Origin of the sequence: Sphingobium sp. SA2, assembly GCF_032227065.1 — a bacterium.
Taxonomy (GTDB): domain Bacteria; phylum Pseudomonadota; class Alphaproteobacteria; order Sphingomonadales; family Sphingomonadaceae; genus Sphingobium.
In genome coordinates this window covers 1,992,904-2,018,308 of the sequence record NZ_JAPMXX010000006.1, presented here as the reverse complement: position 1 = coordinate 2,018,308, position 25,405 = coordinate 1,992,904, and the positions used below count along the sequence as shown (strand labels likewise).

Annotated in this window: 16 protein-coding genes; 6 read left to right on the top strand and 10 right to left on the bottom strand. The window is 63.4% G+C overall.

Annotation, left to right across the window (positions count from 1 at the left end; genetic code table 11):
• The first annotated feature begins 40 nt into the window (after nt 1–40).
• Together OVY48_RS17525 and OVY48_RS17520 are read left to right on the top strand one after the other, a co-directional pair.
• Nucleotides 41–3,853 (top strand): M10 family metallopeptidase C-terminal domain-containing protein, encoded by a 3,813-nt coding sequence (locus OVY48_RS17525; RefSeq protein WP_313923771.1) that lies wholly within the window; start codon nt 41–43, stop codon nt 3,851–3,853.
• Between the two features lie 20 nt (nt 3,854–3,873).
• A complete protein-coding gene (locus OVY48_RS17520; RefSeq protein ID WP_313923770.1) occupies nt 3,874–4,443 on the top strand; it encodes an NUDIX hydrolase in 570 nt (189 codons plus the stop codon).
• Here the strand turns inward: OVY48_RS17520 and glgX are convergent.
• The 6 genes from glgX to OVY48_RS17490 all read right to left on the bottom strand — a co-directional run bounded on the left by glgX (nt 4,424) and on the right by OVY48_RS17490 (nt 15,018).
• Nucleotides 4,424–6,304 carry a glycogen debranching protein GlgX gene (gene glgX, locus OVY48_RS17515; RefSeq protein ID WP_313923769.1) on the bottom strand — a complete coding sequence of 627 codons (1,881 nt, stop codon included), beginning with the start codon at nt 6,302–6,304 and terminating at the stop codon, nt 4,424–4,426. The two genes, OVY48_RS17520 and glgX, sit on opposite strands and share 20 nt — an antisense overlap.
• The gene (gene glgA / locus OVY48_RS17510) at nt 6,301–7,749 is read right to left on the bottom strand and encodes a glycogen synthase GlgA (protein WP_313924833.1); all 1,449 of its coding nucleotides are present in this window, start codon (nt 7,747–7,749) and stop codon (nt 6,301–6,303) included. Before glgA ends, glgX begins: the two co-directional genes overlap by 4 nt.
• Nucleotides 7,749–9,008, bottom strand: a complete 1,260-nt coding sequence (gene glgC / locus OVY48_RS17505; protein ID WP_096062860.1) for a glucose-1-phosphate adenylyltransferase — start codon at nt 9,006–9,008, stop codon at nt 7,749–7,751. The genes glgA and glgC overlap by 1 nt, the downstream gene beginning before the upstream one ends.
• 52 nt (nt 9,009–9,060) lie before the next feature.
• Nucleotides 9,061–11,220 (bottom strand): 1,4-alpha-glucan branching protein GlgB, encoded by a 2,160-nt coding sequence (glgB, locus tag OVY48_RS17500; RefSeq protein ID WP_313923768.1) that lies wholly within the window; start codon nt 11,218–11,220, stop codon nt 9,061–9,063.
• A 25-nt stretch (nt 11,221–11,245) separates the two neighbouring features.
• Nucleotides 11,246–13,711, bottom strand: coding sequence for a glycogen/starch/alpha-glucan phosphorylase (locus tag OVY48_RS17495; RefSeq protein ID WP_313923767.1), 2,466 nt, complete (start codon nt 13,709–13,711; stop codon nt 11,246–11,248).
• Nucleotides 13,712–13,824: 113 nt separating this feature from the next.
• Nucleotides 13,825–15,018 carry a serine hydrolase domain-containing protein gene (locus OVY48_RS17490; protein ID WP_313923766.1) on the bottom strand — a complete coding sequence of 398 codons (1,194 nt, stop codon included), beginning with the start codon at nt 15,016–15,018 and terminating at the stop codon, nt 13,825–13,827.
• A gap of 147 nt (nt 15,019–15,165) precedes the next feature.
• Between OVY48_RS17490 and OVY48_RS17485 the strand changes: the two genes are divergently transcribed.
• From OVY48_RS17485 to OVY48_RS17470, 4 genes are all read left to right on the top strand, one after another.
• A complete protein-coding gene (locus OVY48_RS17485) occupies nt 15,166–15,678 on the top strand; it encodes an RNA polymerase sigma factor (RefSeq protein ID WP_096062924.1) in 513 nt (170 codons plus the stop codon).
• A 55-nt stretch (nt 15,679–15,733) separates the two neighbouring features.
• Nucleotides 15,734–16,663, top strand: a complete 930-nt coding sequence (locus tag OVY48_RS17480; RefSeq protein ID WP_313924831.1) for a FecR domain-containing protein — start codon at nt 15,734–15,736, stop codon at nt 16,661–16,663.
• Complete coding sequence (locus tag OVY48_RS17475; RefSeq protein WP_313923765.1) at nt 16,647–19,076, top strand: TonB-dependent receptor; 2,430 nt, start codon at nt 16,647–16,649, stop codon at nt 19,074–19,076. Before OVY48_RS17480 ends, OVY48_RS17475 begins: the two co-directional genes overlap by 17 nt.
• 99 nt (nt 19,077–19,175) lie before the next feature.
• Nucleotides 19,176–22,391 carry an autotransporter domain-containing protein gene (locus tag OVY48_RS17470; protein ID WP_313923764.1) on the top strand — a complete coding sequence of 1,072 codons (3,216 nt, stop codon included), beginning with the start codon at nt 19,176–19,178 and terminating at the stop codon, nt 22,389–22,391.
• 184 nt (nt 22,392–22,575) lie between these two features.
• On the opposite strand, the gene OVY48_RS17465 is transcribed toward OVY48_RS17470, so the two are convergent.
• The 4 genes from OVY48_RS17465 to OVY48_RS17450 all read right to left on the bottom strand — a co-directional run bounded on the left by OVY48_RS17465 (nt 22,576) and on the right by OVY48_RS17450 (nt 25,214).
• A complete protein-coding gene (locus OVY48_RS17465) occupies nt 22,576–22,905 on the bottom strand; it encodes a hypothetical protein (RefSeq protein ID WP_313923763.1) in 330 nt (109 codons plus the stop codon).
• Between the two features lie 97 nt (nt 22,906–23,002).
• Complete coding sequence (gatB, locus tag OVY48_RS17460) at nt 23,003–24,508, bottom strand: Asp-tRNA(Asn)/Glu-tRNA(Gln) amidotransferase subunit GatB (RefSeq protein WP_313923762.1); 1,506 nt, start codon at nt 24,506–24,508, stop codon at nt 23,003–23,005.
• Nucleotides 24,508–24,924, bottom strand: coding sequence for a type II toxin-antitoxin system VapC family toxin (locus tag OVY48_RS17455; protein ID WP_037477349.1), 417 nt, complete (start codon nt 24,922–24,924; stop codon nt 24,508–24,510). The genes gatB and OVY48_RS17455 overlap by 1 nt, the downstream gene beginning before the upstream one ends.
• A complete protein-coding gene (locus tag OVY48_RS17450; RefSeq protein WP_037477348.1) occupies nt 24,921–25,214 on the bottom strand; it encodes an AbrB/MazE/SpoVT family DNA-binding domain-containing protein in 294 nt (97 codons plus the stop codon). Before OVY48_RS17450 ends, OVY48_RS17455 begins: the two co-directional genes overlap by 4 nt.
• Nucleotides 25,215–25,405: the final 191 nt, after the last annotated feature.

The following is a 25,405-nucleotide window of genomic DNA, read 5'->3' as shown; positions in this document are numbered from 1 at the left end:
CAGGATTGTCACCCCCTGTGTCAATGCGAGGCCCCTATCCATGACCATCATCAATGCGCCCGCCCGTGCCTTTGCCGCCCGGCCATTTGCGGCTGCTGAAACGGCCACGCCCGATCCATGGTTCGATGCTGCGGCCTATGCCCAATTGCTGGGAACCAGTGACAATGATCTAATTCGTGGCGGCGCGGACGATGACGAGATTGGCGGTCTTGACGGCGAAGACCTGCTTTACGGCGCAGCGGGCGATGATCTGGTCGAAGGCGGCATGGGCCAGGACATCGTCAACGGCGGTAGCGGCCATGACCGGCTATATGGCAACAGCATCGCCAATGATGGCGGTGATGGGGCCGACATTGTGATTGACCGGCATGGCGGCAGCGACATGCTCTACGGTCAGGCGGGCGACGACCTGCTCGAAGTCGAACGGCGCGACCTCTACAGCAACATCATCCTGATGGATGGCGGTGCCGGAAACGACCGGATCACCCTGCGCACGCATGGCCGTTTCTTCGACCATGTCACCGCATTGGGCGGTAGCGGCGATGACCGGATCATGATCGAGGGCGTGCTGACGGGCATGATCGATGCGGGAAGCGGCGACGATCTTGTCACCATCGACCCGCGCTTTGGCGACGTGACGGTCACGCTGGGCGACGGTGCAGACGTGCTGTTGCTCGCGGGCCAGTCTGACGGCCTGCTTGTCGGCCCGACCATCCATGTGACGGACTTTGACAGTGGCACGGATCGGATCGACCTGCAGGCGCTGTTCTGGACGTCCGTGCCTGGATGGACCAGAAGCGACGATCCGTTTGACGCGGGATTTTTGCGTCTGGTGCAGGACGGTGCAGACACACGGCTGGACATCGACCAGGACGGCGGCGGTACCGCTTATGATTTCCAGAGCCTGTTGACGTTCGACGCTACCCTTCCCTCTACCCTGTCGGCTGCGGATTTCGGCATGGCAGTGCCGGGACAGGTCGTTCTGGGCGTGGATCGCTCTTATTATAATGACGACCTGCTGCTGGCATGGGGTGGAACGGTGGAGATGCGCGGGTTGGACGGCTCCGACCGGATTGAAAATCGCGGCGGCGACGGCCTCCTGATCGGTCACACCGGCCGCGATTCTATCGTCGGCGGGATCGGTAACGACATCCTCTATGGCGACGATCCCGAAAATCCGAGCGTCGTTTACGGGGCCGCCGACACGTTGATCGACAGTCGCGGCGGGAATGATCAACTATTCGGCCAGGCATGGGAAGATGTGCTGATCGTCCGGCGGTCGGGCATGATGGCAGCCAGCGACATAATGATGGATGGCGGTCATCATAGCGACCTGCTGCTGTTCGATGCGGTCGGTCGGACGCTGGACAGTGTCACCGCCCTCGGCGGAAACGGCGAGGATCGGATCGAGATCGGATCGGTCCGACGTGCAAACATAGACGCAGGCAGCAGCAGTGATCGCGTTCATGTCACCCCCTCGCATGGCCTTGTGACGGTTACACTAGGCAGCGGCGCAGACAAGCTGACCCTTACACCCTCCAGCGTCCCCTGGTCGCCCGGCGGCCTCATCCATGTCACCGACTTCGCCATCGGTACGTCCCTTTACACAAGCGATCGCGTCGACCTCGACACGTTTCTCCGCGACACGCTGCTTGGCTGGAACGGCCTGTCCAATCCCTTTGCCGATGGCTATCTGCGTCTTGTCCAGTCCGGGCCGGACGCGCTGTTGCAACTGGACCGGGACGGCAGCGCTGGCAGCGTCCATGGCTATGCCACGCTATTGGCGTTCGATGCATTCATGGCGAGTGATCTAACAGCATGGCAGCTTGGCTATGATCCGGCGGGCCTTGTGGCCGCCCGCGCCGTCGATGACGGGGGGACCGGCAATGATCGGCTAACCGGATCGACCGGCAATGACCTGATCCGCGGTCTCGACGGCAACGACACGCTGATGGGCAGCAATGGCGATGATCTGTTCGAGGGCGGCGCTGGCGCTGACCAGATCACGGGCGGTTCGGGCAATGATATCATGCATGGCGACAGCGCCGGCAGTGATACGGGCGGCGGTGCCGACCGGCTCTATGACAGGACGAGCGGCGATGACCGGCTGTTCGGCCAGGGCGGCGACGATCTTCTGGAGGTAACGCGTGGCAATCGCTATGCCGTGCCAGACCGGCTACTGCTCGACGGTGGCATCGGGGCCGATCAGATTAATTTCCGCGCGGTTGACCCCTATCACATCGTCACCGCTTTGGGCGGTGATGGCAATGACATCATACTGGTGGACGGGGCTGCGACCGGAAGGATCGACGCTGGCGCCGGTAATGATCGGGTGACCATTGGCGAGGGCAGCGATTTTCGCGTGACGCTGGGCGCGGGCGCGGACCGGCTTTCCCTGGAAGGTAACCGAAACGCCCCAGTGGTTGTGACTGACTTCCACCTCGCCGAGGACAGTCTGGTGCTGGACGCTCGTGCCATGGGCATCTCCCTGAACTCCAGCCAGTTGTTCCTCGATGGTCGACTGGCACTCGCCCAGCGCGGCGCAGACACATTGGTGCTGCAATATGATTATGCGGCCGCCAGGCCTTTTTTCGTCGTGCTGGTGCTTGAAAATGTCCTCGCCACTATGTTGACCAGCACAGACTTGGGCGGCATGACGCCGCCTGACGGCCTCGTCTTTCTGCCGCAGTCGCAGGCGGACAGCCTGATCGGTACAACGGGGGACGATCGCCTCTACGGTCTGTTCGGCACACATCAACTGGCTGGCGGCAGTGGCGACGATCTCTATCTTGTTGATGACGCAGGGGATATGGTCACTGAACAGGCCGGTGAAGGCACGGATGTCATTCATACGAACATGATGCGTTACACCCTGCCGGACCATGTCGAACAGCTGACTGGCACATCGCAGTATAAACAATGGCTTACCGGGAACGACTTGGACAATGTCATCGAGGGTAGCGATGGCGAGACAGTGATCGACGGCGGCCTTGGGGCCGACCGGATGATCGGCGGCTGGGGCGGCGACGTGTATATGGTCGACAATGTCGGCGATGTCATCGAAGACGGTTACGGCATGGATGCCGTCCGCACGACACTCCCGACCTACACATTGAGAGGGCCGATCGAAAATCTTTACGGCATGCTCGACAGCGGCCAGACGCTGAACGGCAATCAGTTGGACAATCGCATCGCCGGTGGCGACGGCGCAGACATATTGACCGGATCCTTCGGCGACGACATTCTCAATGGCGGCCGGGGGGCCGATCAGATCGCAGGGGGGCCGGGCGATGACATATTGATCGTCGATCATGTGGCGGATACGGTGATCGAACTGGCTGATGAAGGCAGCGACACGGTCCGCACGGCATTGCTGACCTACACCCTGCCGGAGCATATTGAACATCTCATCGGCACCAGGGCATCCTCGGGTCAGACCCTGATTGGCAATGCCGCCTATAATGAGATTATCGGCACACGCGGCAATGATGTGATCGACGGCGGCGGCAACAATGACCGGCTTAGGGGGCGCGAGGGCGCTGACACATTCCTGTTCAGCACAGCGCCGCAGGCTGTCGGGTTCGACATCATCCTTGACTTCCAGTTGGGCGAAGATCGTTTTGCCCTGTCCCAGGCCGCCTTCGCCGACATCGGGCCGATCGGCACATTGGATGCTGGTGCCTTTCGTCTCGGCAACGCCGCGATCGACGCCGATGACCGCATCCTCTATGACGTCGCGTCCGGACTGTTGGCATATGACGCGGACGGATCGGGGCCGACCGCCGCGCGCCATGTCGCACAGGCGCGCGACCTGTTCGACCTTAGCGCAGCCGACATATTCATCGTGGCTTGATCCAGGAGCAAGACCAGCGCGTGACCGCAATCCTGTCGATCAACCCCCTCTACCAGGATTGGCTCAACCTGCTGATGGTGAGGATGCGTGCGCCCGATGGGCAGGAATGCGACCGGCATGTGGTGGAGATGCGCCGCGCGGTGGCGTTGCTGCCCTTCGATCCGGAGCGGCGTGTCGCGCTGACTGTATCGATGCCGCGCGCCCCCGTGATGATGGCTGGCCTGCCCGACATGCTCGAAGCGATTGCGGGCCTGCTGGAGGATGAACCCGAAGACTGCGCCCGGCGCGAGGCGATGGAGGAAGCGGGCGTGGAACTGGGGACGCTCATCCATTTGGGGCAAATCTGGAGCATCCCCAGCGTCGTCACCGAGAAGATTGATTATTATCTCGCCGAATATCGCGCCGAAAACCGGATCGCGGCAGGTGGCGGCCTTGACGAGGAGCAGGAGAATATCACCGTCCACGAACTGCCGCTCGATACGTTGTGGACGATGATGGCGAACAAGCAGATCAACGATGGCAAGCTGGCGATCACGCTGATGGCGCTGCGCCTGCGACGGCCCGACCTGTTCAGCGTGCCGGTGGAATGACCCTCACGGAGCGGGCGGCAACGTTCACCGCCTGCCCCTCCAGCAGGAACCGACACGCCTCCCCGTCGCCATTGACGCAGATCGCCAACCCACTGCCGCGATAGTGCAGCGCGAAACGCCGCCGCTGCGGGTCTTCCCATTGCCCAACGCGCAATGGTTCGCCGCCCTCGTCCAGCCACAGGACATCGGCATCCGACAACATCGCCGTATCGCCCAACTCGGTATTCTTCGCCCGCAAGGCCGCCAGCGCAAAGGCCTCCGCCTCCAGCGCGGTATCCCGCCGTGCCCAATCGACCCAGCCGATTGCATTATCCTGCGCATAGGCGTTGTTATTGCCCTGCTGCGTCCGTCCAAACTCGTCGCCCGCGGTCAGCATGATCGTCCCGCGCGAACAAAAAAGCGTAGCGAGCAGCGCGATGCGATCGCGACGACGCGCGGCCTGTGTGGCGGGGTCGTCGCTCGGCCCCTCGACGCCATTATTCCAGCTCAGATTCTCGCCATGGCCATCGCGATTTTCCTCGCCATTGGCATGGTTATGCCGCTGTTCGTAGGATGTAACGTCCGCCAGCGTGAAGCCGTCATGGGCGGCGAGGAAATTGACCGTCCGGGTCGCCGCGCCGCTGAAAATATCCGACGATCCCGCCAGCCGTGTCGCCATAGCGCCCAGCATCCCCGTGTCGCCGCGCCAGAACCGGCGCATATCGTCGCGATAGCGGTCGTTCCACTCCAGCCAATTGTCGCCAAAATGCCCCAGTTGATAGCCGCCCGGCCCAATGTCCCACGGCTCGGCGATCATCACCCGGTCGGCCAGGATCGGATCGGCGCGCATCGCTTCCAGCAACGGCGCACGCGGATCGAACCCATCCGCCATCCGCCCCAGCGCAGGCGCCAGATCGAAGCGGAACCCGTCCACCCCCGCCTGCGTCACGAAATAGCGCAGCGAATCGAGGATCAGGCGGCGGACCATCGGTTGGTTGCACGCAATGGCGTTGCCGGTGCCGGTATCGTTGATCAGTTGCCTGTCGGCCGCATGCCGGAAATAGTCGCGCGCATTGAGGCCGCGCAGCGACAGCGTTGGCCCCTGGGCATCGCTTTCCCCATCATGATTATAGACCATGTCGAGGATGACGCCGATCCCCGCCGCATGCAGCGCCGCCACCGTCTCGCGCAGTTCCGCGATGCCGCCAGGGGCAAGGCGCGGGTCGAGCGCAAACCAGTTGACCGGATTATAGCCCCAATAGTTGGTGAGGCCGAGCGGCCCCAGATGCCGCTCATCGATCCAGGCGTTGATCGGCATCAGTTCGATGGCCGACACATGCAGTCGTTGCAGATGCGCGATCACCGCCGGATGCGCGAGCGCGGCGATGGTGCCACGCTGCGCCGCTGGCACATCGGGTTGCAGCATGGTGAACCCGCGCACATGCAGTTCGTAGATCAGGCCGCCGGGACAGAAACAGGGCGGAGCGCCCGGCAAGGGCGCCAAGGGCGCTTCGACGACGCCCTTGGGCATCAGCGGCGCGGTATCCGCCCCCTCCCCGCGCGGCGCGGCCAGGGCGGGGTCATAGATGAAAGCCCGGTCGATCCCCCTCGCATAGGGATCGAGCAGCAATTTGTCGGGATCGAACCACAGCCCCGCCCCCGGATCATAAGGGCCATCGGCGCGATAGCCATAGCGCGCGCCTGCGCCCACGCCCGTCGCCTCGCCCTGCCAGACGCCGCTCTCGCCGCGCGTCATCGGTATCCGGGTTTCGCGATCGTCCGCATCGAACAGGCAGAGCCAGACATGGCTCGCCTCCGATGCCCAGACCGAAAAATGCGCGCCACTTGCGCTCAGTCGCGGTACGGCCGGACCTGCGCTCACGCCGCTTCCGTTAGCAGACTGCGATAAAGCGCCGCATAGCGCGCCGCGCTCTGGCCCCATGACACATCGGTCCGCATCGCCGCCCGCTGCATCGCCTGCCACACCGGCCGATCGCGATGCAGCCCCACCGTGCGCGCGATTGCGCCATGCAACGCCAGCGGGTCCGATGGGGCGAACACCACACCCGTCGCTGCGCCCGCCGCCACCGCCGCCGCGTTGGCATCGATCACCGTGTCCGCCAGCCCGCCGACCCGCGCGACGACCGGCAGGCAGCCATAGCGCAGCCCATAAAGCTGCGTCAGCCCGCACGGCTCGAAGCGCGACGGTATCAATATGGCATCGCCGCCCGCCTGCATCAGATGCGAGAGCGGCTCGTCATAGCCGATTCGGACGCCGATCCGCCCGCGATGGCGATCGGCGGCACCCAAAAAAGCGCCCTCCAGCGGATGATCGCCCGACCCCAGCAGCGCCAGCTTCGCGCCCAGCCCCACCAGATGATCGAGCGCATCGACCATCAGGTCCATGCCCTTCTGCCAGGTCAGGCGGCTGACGATGATGAAGATCGGCGCGCCATCGGCATCCAGCCCGAACTGCCGCTCCAACGCCCGCCGATTGGCCCCTCGCCCTGCCAGCGCCCGACCGCTGAAAGCCTTGGGGATCAGCACATCGTCCGCCGGGTTCCAGATCGCGGTATCGACCCCATTCAATATCCCGTGCAGCCGCTCCACCCGGCCATTGATCAGGCCGTCCAACCCCATGCCGTGAACGGGCGAACGAATTTCCTCGGCATAGGTCGGGCTGACCGTCGTGATGGCATCGGCCGACACCAGCCCCGCCTTCAGATAGCCCACCCCGCCATAATATTCGACGCCATCCATGCCCCAGGCTTCGGGCGGCAGGCCCAATTGCCCGAACACATCCGCCCCATAGCGCCCCTGAAACGCCAGATTATGGATCGTCACGATCTTGGGCACCGCATGGGCCGGGCCAAAGCGCATATAGGCCGCCGTCAGGGCCGCCTGCCAGTCATGGACATGCACAATATCGGGCCGCCAGCCGTTGATCCCGTCCGCCGCGATATCCGCCCCGACCCGCGACAGCGCGGCAAAGCGCCGCCAGTTATCGCCCCAGTCATTGCCTGCTTGGTCGCCATAAGGCCCGCCTTCGCGCGCGAAGAAATCGGGCGCGTCCAGCACCAGCAGGTCCAGCCCGTCGACGCGCGCGGCCAGCACCGTCGCGGCCACGCCGAACAAAGCGACATAACGGCGCACGACCTTCGCCTTGCCCATTCGCGCGATGACGGCGGGGTAGCCCGGCACCAGCGTTCGGGTCGCCACCCCTTCCCCGGCAAGCGCACCGGGCAGCGCGCCGGTGACGTCGGCCAGTCCCCCGGTCTTGATCAGCGGATAGATTTCGGACGCGACCGAGAGCAATTGCATGGCGATCAGGCGACCAGACGTTCGATCATCGGCTGCGTGACCAGACAAATGCCGCTGTCCGTCCGCCGGAACCGTTGCGAATCCTCTGTCGGATTCTCGCCGATGACCAGCCCCGGCGGAATGATGATGCCGGAATCCAGCACGCATTTATGCAGCCGCGCGCCCCGCCCGATTTCGCAATTGGGCATGATGACGCTATCGGTCACCGACGAAAAACTGTGTGTCTTGACGCCGGAGAATAACAGGCTGCGATGCAGCGAAGAGCCGGACACGATGCAGCCCCCTGCGACCAGCGAAGAGGTCGCCGACCCGCGCCGCCCATCCTCATTATGCACGAACTTGGCAGGCGGCGTGACCTCCGAATAGGTCCAGAGCGGCCAGCTGCGGTCATACAGATCGAGCGAAGGCACAACGTCGGTCAGGTCGATGCTCGCCTGCCAATAGGCGTCGATCGTGCCGACATCGCGCCAATAGGGTTCCAGCTCGCTTTCGGCGCGCACGCAGCTCGCCGAAAAGCGGTGGGCGACCGCTTTTCCATGTTTGACGATATAGGGAATGATGTCCCCGCCGAAATCGCGCTTGCTGTGCGGATCATCCGCGTCGCGCCGCAATTGTTCGATCAGGAAACGGGTCTGGAACACATAAATGCCCATCGACGCCAGCGCGACGTCCGGCTGGCCGGGGATAGAAGGCGGGTCTTTGGGCTTTTCGATGAAGGCGGTGATGACGTCCTTTTCATCGACATGCATCACGCCGAACCCAACCGCCTCCATCCGCGGCACTTCCAGGCAGCCGACGGTGACATCCGCACCGCTGTCGACATGCTGTTGCAGCATCAGCTCATAGTCCATTTTATAGACATGGTCGCCCGCCAGCAGCACCATATATTCGGGCGCATAGCTTTCGATGATGTCGATATTCTGGAACACAGCGTCGGCGGTCCCTTCATACCATTGGCTTTCCGACACGCGCTGGCTGGCGGGCAAGATGTCGAAACTTTCATTGCGTTCGGGGCGCAGGAAGTTCCAGCCGCGCTGCAAATGGCGGATCAGCGAATGGGCCTTATATTGCGTCGCCACGCCGATGCGCCGGATGCCGCTATTAAGCGCATTGGACAGCGCGAAATCGATGATCCGCGCCTTGCCGCCGAAATGGACCGCAGGCTTGGCGCGCTTGTCGGTCAGTTCAGCCAGGCGGCTGCCACGCCCGCCCGCCAGCACATAGGCCATGGCATCGCGCGCGATCGGCTGGTGTCTTATCTGCATTATGGGCCTCTCCTCATTATCGCCCACGATCGCCTGCACGCGCCCGTTGGTGTCACATATCCAATTCGAACATCAGCGTGGCGAACGGCGGCAGGGTGATGTTCGCCCAGCCCGTTTCATCCGCCATCACCATGCCCATATTCCCCGCGCCGCTACCGCCATAGTCGGCCGCATCGCTGTTCAATATCTCGCGCCAGCGCCCTCCCGAAGGCAGCCGCATGCGATAACCGTGGCGCAGCACCGGGGTAAAATGGCTGATCACGACAATTGGTTTCGCGCCAGGCGCGCGTCGCTGCCAGGCGAAGACGCTATCGGCCGCACCGTCGACCAGCACCCATTCGAAACCTTCCGGCTCGCAATCGCGGGCATGAAGCGCCGCGCGGCTGCGATAGAGGCGGTTGAGGTCACCCACCAGATGCTGCACCCCCAGATGCGCGGCATGGTCGAGCAAATGCCAGTCGAGCGCCCGCTCCTCGCTCCATTCGCCGCGCTGGGCAAATTCCTGCCCCATGAACAGCAGCTTCTTGCCGGGATAGCCCCACATCAGACCATAATAGGCCCGCAGCGTCGCGAATTTCTGCCAATCGTCGCCCGCCATCTTGTGCAGCAGCGACGATTTGCCATGCACCACTTCGTCATGGCTCAGCGCCAGCACGAAATTCTCGGCAAAGGCGTACATGAGACCGAAGGTGATGTCGTCATGATGATGGGCGCGATGCACCGGCTCGCGCTGCAGATAGCGCAGCGTGTCGTGCATGAAGCCCATATTCCATTTGAAGCCGAAGCCCAGCCCGCCGCTCTCCACCGGATGCGACACATTGGGCCAGCTGGTCGATTCCTCGGCGATCGTCATGATGCCGGGCTGCGCGGCATAGAGCGCCCGGTTCATCTCCTGCAGAAAAGCGACCGCCTCGACATTCTCGCGCCCGCCATGGTCGTTGGGTATCCATTCGCCCGGTTCGCGCGAATAATCGAGATAGAGCATCGACGCGACCGCATCGACGCGCAGCCCGTCGATATGATAGCGCTCGGCCCAGAACAAGGCGTTGTTGACCAGGAACTGCGCGACCTCGCGCCGCCCGAAATTATAGATGGCGGTATTCCAGTCGGGGTGGAATCCCTTTTTCGGATCGGCATGTTCGTACAGCGCCGTGCCGTCGAAATGCGCCAGCCCATGTTCGTCGGTTGGAAAATGCGCTGGCACCCAATCGAGGATGACGCCGACCCCGGCCCGGTGCGCGCCATCCACGAAGCGCGCGAAACCAGCCGGATCGCCAAAGCGCGCCGTCGGCGCGTACAGGCCCAGCGTTTGATAGCCCCAGCTTGGATCATAGGGATATTCGCTGATCGGCAGAAATTCGATATGGGTAAAGCCCATGCCCACGACATAGGGGATGAGCCGCCGCGCCATCTCGTCCCAGTCGAGGAAGCCGCCATCATCAGCCTTTTGCCACGACCCGGCATGAACCTCGTAGATGGAGATCGGCTCGCGCCGTGCATCGGCCTTCTGCCAATAGTCGCGGTGGCGCACGTCGCCCCAGCTATGGTCGAGCGGTCCAGCGACGATCGAGGCGGTGGAAGGCCGCAACTCGCTCTTATAGGCGAACGGATCGGCCTTGAGCGGCAGCGTCACGCCATCCGCGCCGACAATCTCAAATTTATAAGGTGCGCCCGGTTCGATCGCGGGCAGGAAGATTTCCCACACACCGCTATCGACGCGATGGCGCATCGCGCCCCGGCGGCCATCCCACTGATTGAAGTCACCCACCACCGACACGCGCCGAGCATTGGGCGCCCAGACCGCGAAATGCACGCCCGCCACCCCTTCATGGGTCATGACATGCGCGCCCATCTTGTCGAACAATCGGGCGTGGGCACCCTCGGCCAGGAAATGATCGTCCATCGGCCCCAGCACCGGACCGAAGCCATAAGGATCGATCAGCGCATAATCGCTGCCATCGGCATAGCGCGCGACATAGCGCAGCGGCTGCCGCTTGCGAAGGGCGACCTTGCCATGAAACAGCCCGGCCGGGTGCAGCGCGGTGAGGTCGCCCACGGCCTTGCCATCCAGCGTCTGCGCAACGACGGATAGGGCTCCAGGCAACAGGACGCAGGCGGTAAAGCCCGTGTCGGCAGGATGAACGCCAAACGTGGCGAAGGGATCGTCATCGCGGCCTTCGACCAGCCGGTCGATCTGCTCGCCTGTCAGCACGATCCTGTCACCCAGCCTCCCATCCTCAGCCGATCTTCCAGATGTCCCGCGCATATTCGCGAATGGTTCGATCGGACGAGAACCATCCCATGCGCGCGACATTGTGGATAGCCATCTTTGCCCACAAGGCCTCGTCCGTCCAGAGCTTATCGACATGCCGTTGCGCGACCGAATAGCTGTCGAAATCGGCTGCCAGCATGAACCAGTCATGGTCGTAAATGCCCTGGATCAGTCCCTTGTACCGATCCGGGTCGTCGGGCGAAAAGACGCCGCTGGCGATCGCATGCAGCGCCTGGGCAAGTTCCCGGCTCTTGCCGATGACGTCCATCGGCACATAGCCTTTGGCGCGGCGGTCATTCACCTCCTGCGCCGTCAGGCCGAAGATGATGATATTGTCGGCCCCGACATGATCGCGCATTTCGACATTCGCGCCATCCAGCGTGCCGATCGTCAGCGCGCCATTGACCGCGAACTTCATATTGCCCGTACCCGACGCTTCCATGCCCGCCGTCGAAATCTGTTCGGACAGGTCAGCGGCCGGGATCATCATCTCCGCCATCGAGACATTGTAATTCGGCACGAACTGTACCTTGAGCAGCCCCTGCACCGCCGGATCATGATTGACCACGCGCGCGACATCGCCCGCCAGCTTGATGATCAGCTTGGCATTATGATAGCTCGACGCCGCCTTGCCGCCGAACAGCTTGACGCGCGGCACCCAGTTGCGTTCGGGATGCGAGCGGATCTGGTCATAGAGCGACACCGCCTCGATGATGTTGAGCAATTGCCGCTTATATTCATGGATGCGCTTGATCTGGATGTCGAACATCGCCGACGGGTCGATCCGCGCGTTCAACCGCTTGCGCAAAAGGTCCGACAGCGCCGCCTTGTTCGCCCGCTTCACCGCGATGAATTTCTCTTGAAACGCCGCGTCGTCGGCAAAGGCGTCCAGGTCGCGCAGCGCTTCCGCATCGTCCAGAAACGCCTCGCCGATCGCTTCGCGAATAAGGCCGGTCAGCCCCGGATTGCACTGCATCAGCCAGCGGCGATAGGTAACGCCATTGGTCTTGTTGTTGATCCGGGTGGGATAAAGATTGTGCAGGTCGGCAAAGACCGTGACCTTCATCAGGTCAGTGTGGAGCGCCGACACGCCATTGATGCTGTGTGATCCGGCGAAAGCCAGATTGCCCATTCGCACGCGCCGGTCACCGCCTTCGTCGATCAGCGAGATCGCCCCGATCGCCGCGTCATCGAATTGCCCTGCCCGTCGCGCTTCGGCCAGCAGGCGGCTGTTGACCGCATAGACGATCTGCATGTGCCGGGGCAGCAGCCGCTCGAACAGGGGCACCGGCCAGCTTTCCAGTGCTTCGGGCAGCAGCGTATGGTTGGTATAGCTGAACGTCCGGCGGGTAATGTCCCACGCCTCGTCGAAATCGAAGCCATGCTCGTCCAGGAATATCCGCATCAACTCGGCCACCGCGACCGCCGGATGCGTGTCATTGAGCTGGATCGCCGCCTTGTCTGGCAGCGTCGCGATGGTGCCGAAATATTGGATATGCCGCCGGACGATGTCCTGCAGCGACGCGGACGAGAAGAAATATTCCTGCCGCAACCGCAATTCCTGGCCAGCGGCCGAGCTGTCGGCGGGGTACAGCACCCGCGTCAACGCTTCGGCCCGATTGCTTTCGGACAGCGCGCCGACATGGTCGCCGGCATTGAACTTGTCGAGCAGGATGGGGTCGATCGGCTGCGCTTCCCATAGCCGCAACGTATTGACCCGCTTGCCGCGCCACCCCGCGATCGGCGTGTCATAGGGGGTGGCGATGACCCGCTCGCTGGGCTTCCAGTGCATCTGGTGCGGCCCGCTATCCTCGCCCTCGGCCGGATCGACCAGCCCGCCAAAGCCGACCTCATAGCTCGCCTCGCGCCGCTCGAACTCCCACGGATTGCCATGCGCCAGCCAGTTTTCGGGCAGCTCGACCTGCCAGCCGTCCGAAATCTCCTGCCGGAACATGCCGTTCACATAGCGGATGCCATAGCCATAGGCGGGCACATCGACCGTCGCCATGCTCTCCATGAAGCAGGCCGCCAGGCGTCCCAGACCGCCATTGCCCAGTGCCGCATCCGGCTCCAGCGCAGCGATGATGTCGATATCGACGCCCAGCGAGGCCAGCGCCGCCTGCATATCGTCCAGCATTTCCATGTTGGACGCCGCATCGCGCATCAACCGCCCGATCAGAAATTCCAGGCTCAAATAATAGACCCGCCGCCCTTCTTCCTCATAGGTTTTCTGGGTCGATGTGATCCAGGCGTCGATCACCCGGTCGCGGATCGAGAGGATGACTGCGTGCAGCCAGTCATGCGGCTTGGCAGCAGCGGCATTCTTGCCGATGCGATAAGTCAGCCGCTCGACAATCTCATGCGCCAGGATTTCCGGGTCCATCCGCCGCGGCGCGGGTTTGGGAAGTTTGGTCTGGCCCTTGAGGTTCATGGCACACGGTCCCCCTATCTGATCGGCAGGGATGATGGCACAGCCGACAAGCCCGCGCCAACGCCAAATTTTGCAGCGCAGCAATTATTTCCGCTGTTTCGCGGGACTTGGGCCTACCCCCTGCGCACCAGCGCCTCTGCCACCCCAGCGCGCAATTGCGCGCGCACCGGATAGGCGCTCGACGGCAGCAATTGGGTCATGAATACCCCGATCAACCGCTCGACTGGATCGACCCAGAAATAGGTCGAAAACACCCCGCCCCAATAATATTCGCCGCGCTCTAAACCCATGGCGAAGCCCAGGCCGAAACCGACATCCTGATAATCCGCCTCGCTGAACATCGCACTCGACAGGCTGGCAAGGTCGCCGCCGCCGGGCAATTGGTTGGACCGCATCTGCGCCACCGTATCGGCCCGCAGCAGCCGCACCCCGTCCAGTTCGCCCCCGCGCAGCAGCATCCGGGCAAAGCGGTGATAGTCCGCCACCCCCGACACCAGCCCGCCGCCGCCCGACAGGAAGCGCCCCTGCCGCCGCCAGCCGCTCCGCCCACCCAAATCCGCGACCTGCCGCTCGCCCTTCTCGTCCAGCCGCCAGGCATCGGTCATGCGATCCGCCTTGGCATCGGGCAGTGCGAAAGTCGTATCGACCATGCCCAGCGGCGCGAAGATGCGCTCGCGAAACACGCTTTCCAGGTCGCGCCCCTCCAGCCGCTCGATCACGACGCCCAGCACATCGGTCGCCACCGAATAATTCCACTGTTCGCCCGGCGAAAATTCCAGCGGCAATGTCGCCAGATCAGCGATGAACTGGTCCGACGTGCGCGGCTGCTGAAACTCGTCCAGCCCCAGCTTGCGATAGCGCGCATCAATCGGCGTCTGCCGCTGCAACCCATAGGTCAGCCCCGACGTATGACGCAGCAGATCGATCATCAGCATCGGCCGCTTCAACCGCGCCCGATTGGCGCGCCCGACGCGCAAATCCGCAAATTCGGGGATAAGCTCGACAACCGGCGTATCGAGCGCAACCTTGCCCGCTTCCAACAGCATCATGAAGGCGACCGACGTCACCGGCTTGGTCATCGACGCGATGCGATAGAGGGCATCGGCCCGCAGCGGTTCACCGCTCGCCCGCGCCGCCCCGCGCGCCCACGACACCACCGGCTGCTCGTCGCGCGACACCAATAATTGCATATGCGGCAACCGGCCGCTGGCCAGATAGGTGCGGTCGAGAAAATCCACCAGCGCGTCCAGCCGGTCAGGGTCCATCCCCGCCGCCTGTGCCGCCACCCTGTCCACGCCGTTCGTCATGCCTGCGCCGCTCCGATGCTTGTCCGGCTCCGCGCTAAAGCAGCGACGCGCGCAGGACAACAGCTTGGCGATTGCCAAGGGACCACCCCGCCCTCTATGGCAGGCTATCCGAACGGCAAGCAATTTCAGCACTGGACCCCGACAGGCATGGCCACTGGCCTTTCCGCGATCTTCATGGCCAACCGCGCGGCCCTGCTGCGCTTCCTGCGCGCACGCGGCGCGGGCGAGAATGCCGAAGATCTCTTGCAGGATATGTGGATGAAGCTGGAGGCCAAGGATCTTGGCCCCGTCTCCGACCCCGTGCCCTATCTTTATCGCATGGCCAACAACCTCATGCTCGACCGCTATCGTTCGGCGATCCGGCGCGAACGGCGCGAGCAGGACTGGGCCGAAGGGGCTGGCGGCGTCATGGCCGACCCGACCGACGATGTGCCGGTGGACGAGCGGATGATCCTTGCCCAACGGCTGGACGAGGCGCGCGCTGTCCTGCGCGACCTTGGCCCACGCGTGGAACTCATCTTCCGCCGCTTCCGCATCGAAGGCGTGGGGCAAAAAGTCATTGCCGAGGAATTGGGGGTCAGCCTGACGACGGTGGAGAAGGACTTGCAAAAGGCCTATCGCGCCATGCTGACGCTCAAGCAAAAACTGGATACGGAATGATGGGGTCGGCGGCGTCAGTCTCTGTAAGGGGCAAAAAATGAACAGGGCTGGAGCAATGACGAACGAGGAGGCAATGGCGTGGGTCATCCGCACGCGCGATCCCGCCTTTACCGACTGGGACGGCTTCACCGCCTGGTTGGAGCGCGATCCTGCTAACGCGGAAGCCTATGATGTGCTGATGGCGGCCGATGCCGACCTCGAGGCGATCATCCCGCCCGAACCCGTCGCGATGCCTGTCCCCGCCAATGATGTCGGCGTGCCGCAACGCCGCCCGCTCCGCTGGATCGGCGGCGGCGCGATCGCCGCCGCGCTGGTCGCGGCCGTGTCGGTCGGCATGATGAACCGGGCCGACATCTATACCGTCACCACCCGCCCCGGCGAAACGCTCAGCATCGCGCTGGACGATGGCACCCGCATCGAAGTCAATGGCGGCACCCGCCTGCGCCTCGACCGCAACGACACCCGCTTCGCCGCGCTCGACAGTGGCGAGGCTGCCTTCACCGTGCGCCATGACGCCGCCGATCCGTTCCGCGTGACGGTGGGCGATGCCGTGTTCGAAGATGCCGGAACGGTGTTCAACATCGTTCATACCCCCGGCGCGGTCCGCATCGGCGTGTCGGAAGGCGAAGTCATCTATAATCCCGGCGCAGAGGCGATCAGCCTGCCCGCCGGGCGCGCCCTGGCCGACGATGCGCAGGGCTTGCGCGTGATGGATGTCGCACCCGCGGCCGTCGCCAGTTGGCGGCAGGGTCGCCTCGTCTACGCCAATGCCGCCGTCAGCGACATCAGCGACGATATCGGCCGCTCGCTCGGTATCGCGCTCCGCACCACGCCGGGCGCGCGCGCGATACGCTTCACCGGCACGATCCGGCTGGATAAAGACCCGGCCCGATTCTTTGCCGGTGCCGCGCCGCTGATGGGGCTTTCCGCCGTGCGCCAGGGCGACACTTGGCTGCTGAAAGAAGGGGATGGGCCGCAAAGCTGACCTCTTCCTCGTCACCGCCCTTGCCATAACGAGCGCAGCGCCCGCGCATGGGGCGGATAGACAGACGATCAGCATCGCCCCCGGACGGCTGGGCGAGGCGACGATCGCGCTCGCCCGTCAGACCAGGACCAGCATCGGCATGTCCGACCAGTCGCTCGCTGGCATCCGCACCCCCGCCGTTACGGGCAATCTCTCGGTCGAAGCCGCGCTAAAGCGGCTGCTCAAGGGCAGCGGCGCAACCGCGCGGCGCATCGACGGCGCGACATGGCGCATCGTCCGCACGCGACCCGCGCCGCCCGTGAGCGCTCCAGCGCCGATCCCCGCCGCCCCCGCCGACGATCAGCCCGAAGCCCAGATCATCGTCACCGCCTCGAAGCGCGAAACGCCCCTGCCCCGCTATGCCGGCATGGTCGAAGCGCTCGACAGCCGCGCCTTTTCCAGCGGCGAAGCGGCAGGCGGCACCGCCACCTTGCTGGCGCGGGTCGCTAGTCTGAGTTCCACCCATGCCGGTGCAGGCCGCAACAAGCTGTTCATCCGCGCCATCGCCGATTCCGGCGTTGCCGGGCCGACTCAGGCCACTACGGGGCAATATCTGGGCGACATGCGGTTGAACTACGCCGCGCCCGACCCCGACCTCAAACTCTATGATGTCGGCCGGGTCGAGGTACTCGAAGGGCCGCAGGGCACGCTCTATGGCGCGGGATCGCTGGGCGGCATCATCCGCATCATGCCCAACGCCCCCAATCTGGGCGAAATGGGCGGGCAAGTATCGGCGGGCCTGTCCGCGACCCAGCATGGCGATCCTGGCGGCGATCTGTCGGCAACGCTCAACCTGCCGATCGTCGCTGAAAAACTCGCGCTGCGGGTCGTGGGCTATGGCGTGCAGGACGGCGGCTATATCGACGACGTCAATCGCGGGAAGGAGGACGTCAACCGGACCCGCACCTGGGGCGGCCGCGCCGCCCTGCGCTTTGCCCCCGACGATGACTGGACGATTGATCTCAATGGCGTCTACCAGCAGATAGAGGGTGATGACGCGCAATATGCGACCCGGTCGGTCGGCCGACTAGAACGCGCCTCCGCCGTCGCCCAACCCTATCGCTCGGACTATCTGCTCGGCAATGTCCGCATCGAAAAACAATGGGACAGCTTACGCTTCGTCTCATCCACCGGCTTTGTGCGGCACGACCTGTCCGAAAGCTATGACGCGACCCAACCCGGCGGCCCACCCGCTCTGTTCCGCCAGCGCAATGAAGTCGATATCTTCTCGACCGAAAACCGGCTGGTGCGCGATCTCGACAATGGGCTGGGCTGGATATTGGGCGGCTCCTACCTGCAAAGCACGTCGAAAATCTATCGCTCGCTGACCGGCTTTGGCGCCGCCCTGATCCAGCCGGAGGTGCTACCCGGCGTACCCGTTTTCGGCCGGGGCCAACCAGCGGCGGCGACGGGCGTGCGCAACAGCGTGAAGGAAGCGACGCTGTTCGGCGAAGCCTCGTTCGAACCGGTCCGGGGACTGATCGCCACCTTCGGCGGCCGCCTGACCAACAGCCGCTTGTCCGGCGAAGCGCTCGATCCCGTCGCCGCCCTCTCCTCGGCGGACCTTGCACGGGCAGAAGCACAGGCCGATCGCAGCGAGACGATCTTCCTACCCTCCGCCTCCTTGCTCACCGACGCGATTCCCAACGTCACTCTATACGCCCGCTTTCAGCAGGGCTTTCGCCCCGGCGGCCTCGCCGTCGATGATCAGCGGGTGCGGCGTTTCCAGAATGACCGCATATCGACCATCGAAAGCGGCTTTCGCATGGGCCTGCCCGGCCGCGACACGATCGCGCTCAGCGCCAATATCGCCTATACCGACTGGCGCGATATCCAGGCCGACGTCACCGACCGGATCGGCCTGCCGACCACGGCCAATATCGGCGACGGGCGCATCTACACGCTCGAAGGGCGCATCGTCGCCCGCGCCACCCCGCGCCTGACGCTGGACGGCAGCATCATCTATAATGATAGCCGCCTGACCCGGCAGGCAGCCTTCATTCGGGCGCTGTCCTATGACGACCAATCGCTGGCCGTGCCCAATGTCGCCAATCTAGGCGGACGGCTCGCCTTCGACTATCGCGCGCCGCTGAGCGACCGGATGAATCTCCATCTTACAGGGTCCGCCCGCTATGTCGGCAAATCGCGGCTGGGCGTCGGGCCGATACTGGGCCAGACCCAGGGCGATTATGTCGATACCAGCCTTTCGGCCAGCGTGACGCGCGGGCCGGTGCAATATTCGCTATCGCTCACCAACCTGTTCGACAGCGACGGCAACCGCTTCTCGCTCGGCACGCCGTTCGACCTTAATACCGACTATTATACGCCGCTGCGCCCACGCACGCTGCGCATCGGCGTCGATTTCGCTTTCTGAACATCCATTCATCGCAAAACGGCACGGAAAACCAAGCTCAGCATCGTCCCTCCCGCACGCGCGCACAGAATATCAAGCGCGGCACGCAGAGGAGACTATATGCGACATCTACTGGCCTGCACGGCCATCGCGCCGGTTCTGGTGGCCCTGACAGCGGCCCAGGCGATGGCGGAAACGACCATCAGCACCGCCACGACGGCAGCCGTCAAGACCTCCACCATCGCCAGCGGCGCGCGCGACGATATCACCATCAGTTCGGCCGGGTCGATCACCCTGACCAGCGGCACGGCGATCACCGCCGACAGCGACAACAAAGTCTCGAATGCGGGCACCATCACCATCAACGATGCCAATAATGTCACCGGCATCCTGATCGCCCCCGGCACCAGCGGGGCGATCACCAACAGCGGCACCATCACCCTGACCGAAGACTATACCGCCGAAGATAGCGATGATGACGATGATATCGACGGTCCCTTCGCCAAAGGCACGAACAAGAAGGGCATCTGGCTCCAAGCGGGCGCGCCTCATATCGGCGACATCACCCATAGCGGCACCATCAGCATCGAAGGCAATCAGTCGGACGGCATCCGCCTCGACGGCCCTCTGACCGGCAACCTCGCCACCAGCGGCACGATCGCCGTCACCGGCGACAACAGCTACGGCATCATCGCCAACGACGTCACCGGCAATGTGACCCTGCGCGGGACGACGACGGCGGTTGGCGCGAACAGCATCGGCGCAGCCTTGCTTGGCGACATCGACGGCGCACTCAAGATTCAGGGCAGCATCGCCAGCACCGGCTATCGCACGACCACGCGGCCGGACGACGTAACCGATCTCGACGCGGACGACCTGCTCCAGGGCGGATCGGCGCTTGTGATCGCGGGCAATGTCAGCGGCGGCATTATCTTCGACGTGCCCCCCACCGCCAGCGACGATGATGATGAAGATGACACCGATATTGACGATGACGGCCTGACCGACAGCACGGAAGGCACGGCCTCGGTCATCACCTATGGCTCGGCAGCCGCCGTGCAGATCGGCGCGGCGGACAGCGACACGGACATAGGTGCGGTAGCCGCCGATACGTCGGGCTATGGCCTGATCGTCAATGGCGGCATTGGCGGCTATGGCGTTTATGACGGGGTCGCGGCCAATGGCCTGGTCATTGGCGGGCTGGGCGGCGATGTCGACATTGCCAAGGGCGTGCTGGTCGCAGGCACGGTCGCGGCCGTCTCCTACGACAGCAATGCCACCGCCCTGCGGCTGGGTTCGGGCGCGAATGCAGACACGGTCGAAGTCAGCGGCACCGTCGGTGCGAGCGGATCGGCCAAGACCGGCACCAGCGCGCGCGGGCTCGTAATCGACGCAGGCGCATCGGTCTCGGCGATCAAGGTCAGCGGCGCTGTCACCGCATCGGCGCTCGACAATGCAAAAGGCACCGCCATCGCCATTCTCGATTCGTCGGGTACGGTATCCAGCCTGTCCAACAGCGGCCGGATAAGCGCGACCGGCGGCCTCACCAACACCGCGATCGACCTCAGCGCCAACGGCAGCGGCGTCACCCTGACGCAGGCGCTTGCCTCCGCCACGGCCACCGCGCCGCAGATCGTCGGCGATGTCCGGCTGGGGTCGGGCAATGACGTCATGACCGTGTCGGCAGGCAGCATCACCGGCAACCTCAGCCTCGGCGCTGGCAATGATAGTGTCGCCCTGTCCGGCACGTCCAGCCTGACCGGCAATGTCGCGTTCGGAACCGGCACGTCCAGCCTGACCCTGGCCAACAGCGCCAGCCTGACCGGCAATGTCGATTTCGGCGGCAGCGGCGGGACGCTCATCCTGAACGGCACTTCGTCCCTGTCGGGGGCGATCAACAATGGCGGCAACGTCGATGTGACGCTCAATGGCGGGACGCTCAGCACCACCAGCACGGGCAGCATCGCGCTGGGTTCGCTGTCGGCCAGCGGCACCTCGACCATCGGCGTTGCCATCGATGCGGCGACCGGTGCCAACACCGTCTATGACGTAGCAGGCGCGGCCAGCTTCGCCAGCGGATCGCAGGTGAAGGTGCAACTCAGCCAGGTCGGCGATGCGGAAGGCGACTATGTCATCGTCCGCGCCGGATCGCTCAGCGGATCGCCGACGCTCGGCACCGCCACCCTGCTGCCCTATATGTTCAAGGGCAGCGTCGCGGGCGATGCCACGGCAGGCACCGTCACCCTCTCGATCGCGGCCAAGAGCGTGACCGACCTGGGCCTCACCGGCTCGCTCAGTAGCGCCTATTCCGCCATCTTCAATGCGCTCGACAATGACGCCGATATCGCCGACGCCTATCTCGCCATCAGCGATGGCGAGACGCTGAACGCCAATCTGCGCCAGATGCTGCCCGATCATGCCGGTGGCACGTTCGAAGCGGTGACATCGGGTTCCAGAGCCACCGCGCGCATCCTGTCCGACCCCAACGGCATCTATCGTACCAAGGACGGCCGCCTCGGCTTCTGGCTGCAACAGGTCGCCTTTGGCAGCAGCAAGAGCGTGGGCAATACCGCGTCCTACGATATCAACGGTTGGGGCGCGGGCGGTGGCGCCGAATATCTGACCGATCTCGGCGCATTCGGTGGCTCCTTCGCCTATATCCATAGTAGCGATACCGGCGGCGGCACCGACAATGCCGTCGATTCCGACCAATATGAGCTGGCGGCCCACTGGCGCGGCCACTGGGGACCGCTGCTGGCCTTCGCCCGCCTGTCGGCGGCGCATATCGGTTTCACCGGCACCCGCCATTTCTCCAATGGCGATGTCACCCGTACCGCCGATGGCGACTGGAGCGGCAAACTCTATTCGGCGACCGCCGGTGCCGCCTATCAGATGCAGATGGGCCGGTTCAGCCTGCGTCCGGCGCTCGGCATCGACTATTATCGCCTTTCCGAGAATGGCTATAGCGAGACCGGCGGCGGCGATGCCTTTAACCTGACGGTGCTGGACCGCACCAGCGACGAGACCACCGCCAACGGCACGGTCACGGCGGGCTATGACTTTGGCAGCTTGAACCCGGAAGATGGCTGGTTGCGGCTGGAACTGGAGGGCGGCCGCCGCCAGATCATCGGCGGATCGCTTGGCGATACGGTGGCCTATTTCAAGGATGGCGACCGCTTCACCCTGACCGCCGAAGATCGCACCAATGGCTGGACCGGCCGCGCCCGCCTCTATGGCGGCACCGAAACATTCCGCGTGGGCGGCGAATTCGGCGCGGAGGAGCAACAAAATCACGTCGCCATATCGTTTAGAGCGACGGTAAACTTCGTGCTGTGACGTCCTGACTATGAAAGGACGGGCCACACCCCACAGACCCTCCCGGTCCGTCCTTTCCGATCCGGCAATATCCCTCCCCAAGGGCGCCGGATATAAAGAGGGGCGTCACCGCTAGACCCGGTGGCGCCCCTTAATTCATGCGTGGTCATACATTTTGGGGTCTGTCCCAGTCCGCGTCGATCGCCTATTTTTCTTCCTCTAGGCCGATGCACTGTTTCCAGACGCCGCCGATGGTACCAAACTGCTTACGATATTCGACGCGGCTCCCAGTCCCTTCCGGGAATATCGAAAATGCGAGGGAAACGCCTCCATAGCCATTTTTGATCAGAACGACTTTGGAGCCATTATCGCGATCCATGGCTGGTACGTTATTCTTGTTGGAAAGGCAGAAGGCCACTTCGTTCACAGACTTTTGCGAATGGAAAACTTCCGTCGGCTCCTTGTCGAGCACCTTCTGCGTGGAAGCACAGCCGGACAAAGTGATTGCCACGGCCAAACAAACGATATGCTTCATCAAATCCCCCTGTTCACGCAGCCAATCCCCCGATTCGCTATGGCGTGAACAGATGCTTATCGCGCGCCTTTACAGTCGTATAGAGGGAAGCGAGCGATCAGCCCGCCAACCCCTTCTTCACCAGTTCATTGACGACCTGCGGGTTGGCCTTGCCCTGCATCGCCTTCATCGTCTGACCGACGAAGAAACCGAACAGCGCTTCTTTGCCGCCCTTATATTGCGCGACCTTGTCGCCATTGTCGGCAAGCACCTTGGCCACCGCCGCTTCGATCGCGCCGGTGTCCGACGTCTGCTTCATGCCGCGATCTTCCACGATCTTGGCTGGCGCGTCGCCGGTTTCCAGCATGATCTCGAACACCTGCTTGGCGAGCGATCCCGACAGCGTGCCGTCGGCGACCAGCGCCAGCAATTCGGCCGCCTGTGAGGGACTGACCGGGCTTTCCTCCAGGCTTTTGCCAAGCCGGTTGAGCGCACCATAAAGGTCGGACAGCAGCCAGTTGGCCGCTGCCTTGGCGACATCGCTCCCGCTCTTCTTCTGCGCGGCGGCGCTTTGCGTCACCAGCAGTTCGAACCAGCGCGCAGTGTCGGCGTCCGCCGTCAGCGTCGCGGCATTATAGGCCGACAGGCCCAGCGCCTGCTCATAGCGCTTGCGCTTGGCATCGGGCAGTTCGGGCAGCGAGGCACGGCATTCGGCCAGAAACGCCTCGTCCAGTTCGATCGGCAACAGATCGGGATCAGGGAAGTAGCGATAGTCATGCGCATCTTCCTTCGACCGCATCGACCGCGTCTCACCCCGGTCGGGATCGTAGAGCCGGGTTTCCTGCACGATCTTGCCGCCCGCCTCCAGCACGTCGACCTGGCGGTTCGCTTCATGTTCGACCACGGCCATGACGAAGCGGACGGAATTGACGTTCTTCGTTTCAGTGCGGGTGCCGAACTCCTCGCCGGGCTTGCGCACCGACACGTTGACGTCGGCGCGCATCGACCCCTGGTCCATATTGCCGTCGCACGACCCGACATAGCGCAGGATCGTGCGCAGCTTCGCCAGATAAGCCCCTGCTTCGGCAGGCGACCGCATGTCCGGCTTCGACACGATCTCCATCAGCGCCACGCCCGACCGGTTGAGATCGACATAGGAGCTGGTCGGATGCTGATCATGCATCAGCTTGCCCGCATCCTGCTCGACATGGATACGCTCGACCCCGATCACCTTGGTGCTGGTGTCCGGGTTCTTTTCGTCCAGCACGATCTCGATCTGCCCTTCGCCTACGATCGGGTGATAGAGCTGGCTGATCTGATAGCCCTGCGGCAGATCGGCGTAGAAATAATTTTTCCGGTCGAACCGCGACCACCTGTTGATCTGTGCCTCGATCGCCATGCCGGTGCGCACCGCCTGACGGATGCACTCGCGATTGGGCACAGGCAACATGCCGGGCATCGCCGCATCGACCAGGCTGACCTGCGTATTGGGCTCAGCCCCAAACGCGGTCGCGGCGCCGGAAAACAGCTTGGCATTGGTGGTGATCTGGGCATGCACCTCCAGGCCGATCACGACCTCCCACTCGCCGGTTGCGCCCTGGATGCGATAGGTTGATTCAGTCATCAGTCGTCCTTTGAAGGCGTGATCAACGGCACGCCGGGAAAATAGCTGCGATAAAAACGCGGGTCACGGGTCAGGATGGTCGCGTTCAGAGACTGCGCGTGGCCACCGATCAGAAAGTCGGCGAGGATGGATTTAGCCGCCATCGGTTGCTTTCGACGACGATGAACCTGAAAGGCTTTACCCGCCAGAAATGCCCCCTCCGGCATCAAGGGTTCCACATCGATAAGCATCGCAGCCAAAAGAACGCGCAGATCATCCAATGCCTCGAACCTTGGCGCCATTTCGCCAATCACTACCGGGTTTACAAATAGATAGGCACCAAATGCGGCACGATTGATATTGGCAGCGGACCATTCGAACCAATGGGGATCACGATCCAAAACATCAATGAGAACGTTGGAGTCGACAAGGATCACGGTTCGTAATTACCCCGTATCTCCCGCATATACTCATCCGTACTCATGCCGTCAGGATTGGGATATTTTCCGGCGATCGCGTTGATCGCTTCGCGCACCCGTCGGCTTCGCTCCGCTGCTTCCTCAGGGCTGAACCCCAGCGGTGCAACCACCACTTGCCCCGCTTCATTCAGCACAACCTTGTAAGGCTGTCCCGGCACCAGACCGGCGGCATCGCGCATGGCTTTGGGGATCAATATCTGACCCTTGCTCGTCATGGTTCCGGTGTCGATCTTGCTCTGCGCGTTCATTGCCCAATCTCCAGTGTTACCAAGGTAACACTTTGCAACCCTATCTACAATCGCCGGTTACGCGCTGGATGCGATGGGGTGATTCAATCATCGCTTTTTCCGTCTGTTCGCACGCTGTTGAGCGCGCCGTTCGAGAATTTTTTGTCTTTCGCGCGTCAAAGGCTGAGACTTTCCTCGCCCAAATTTTCGCC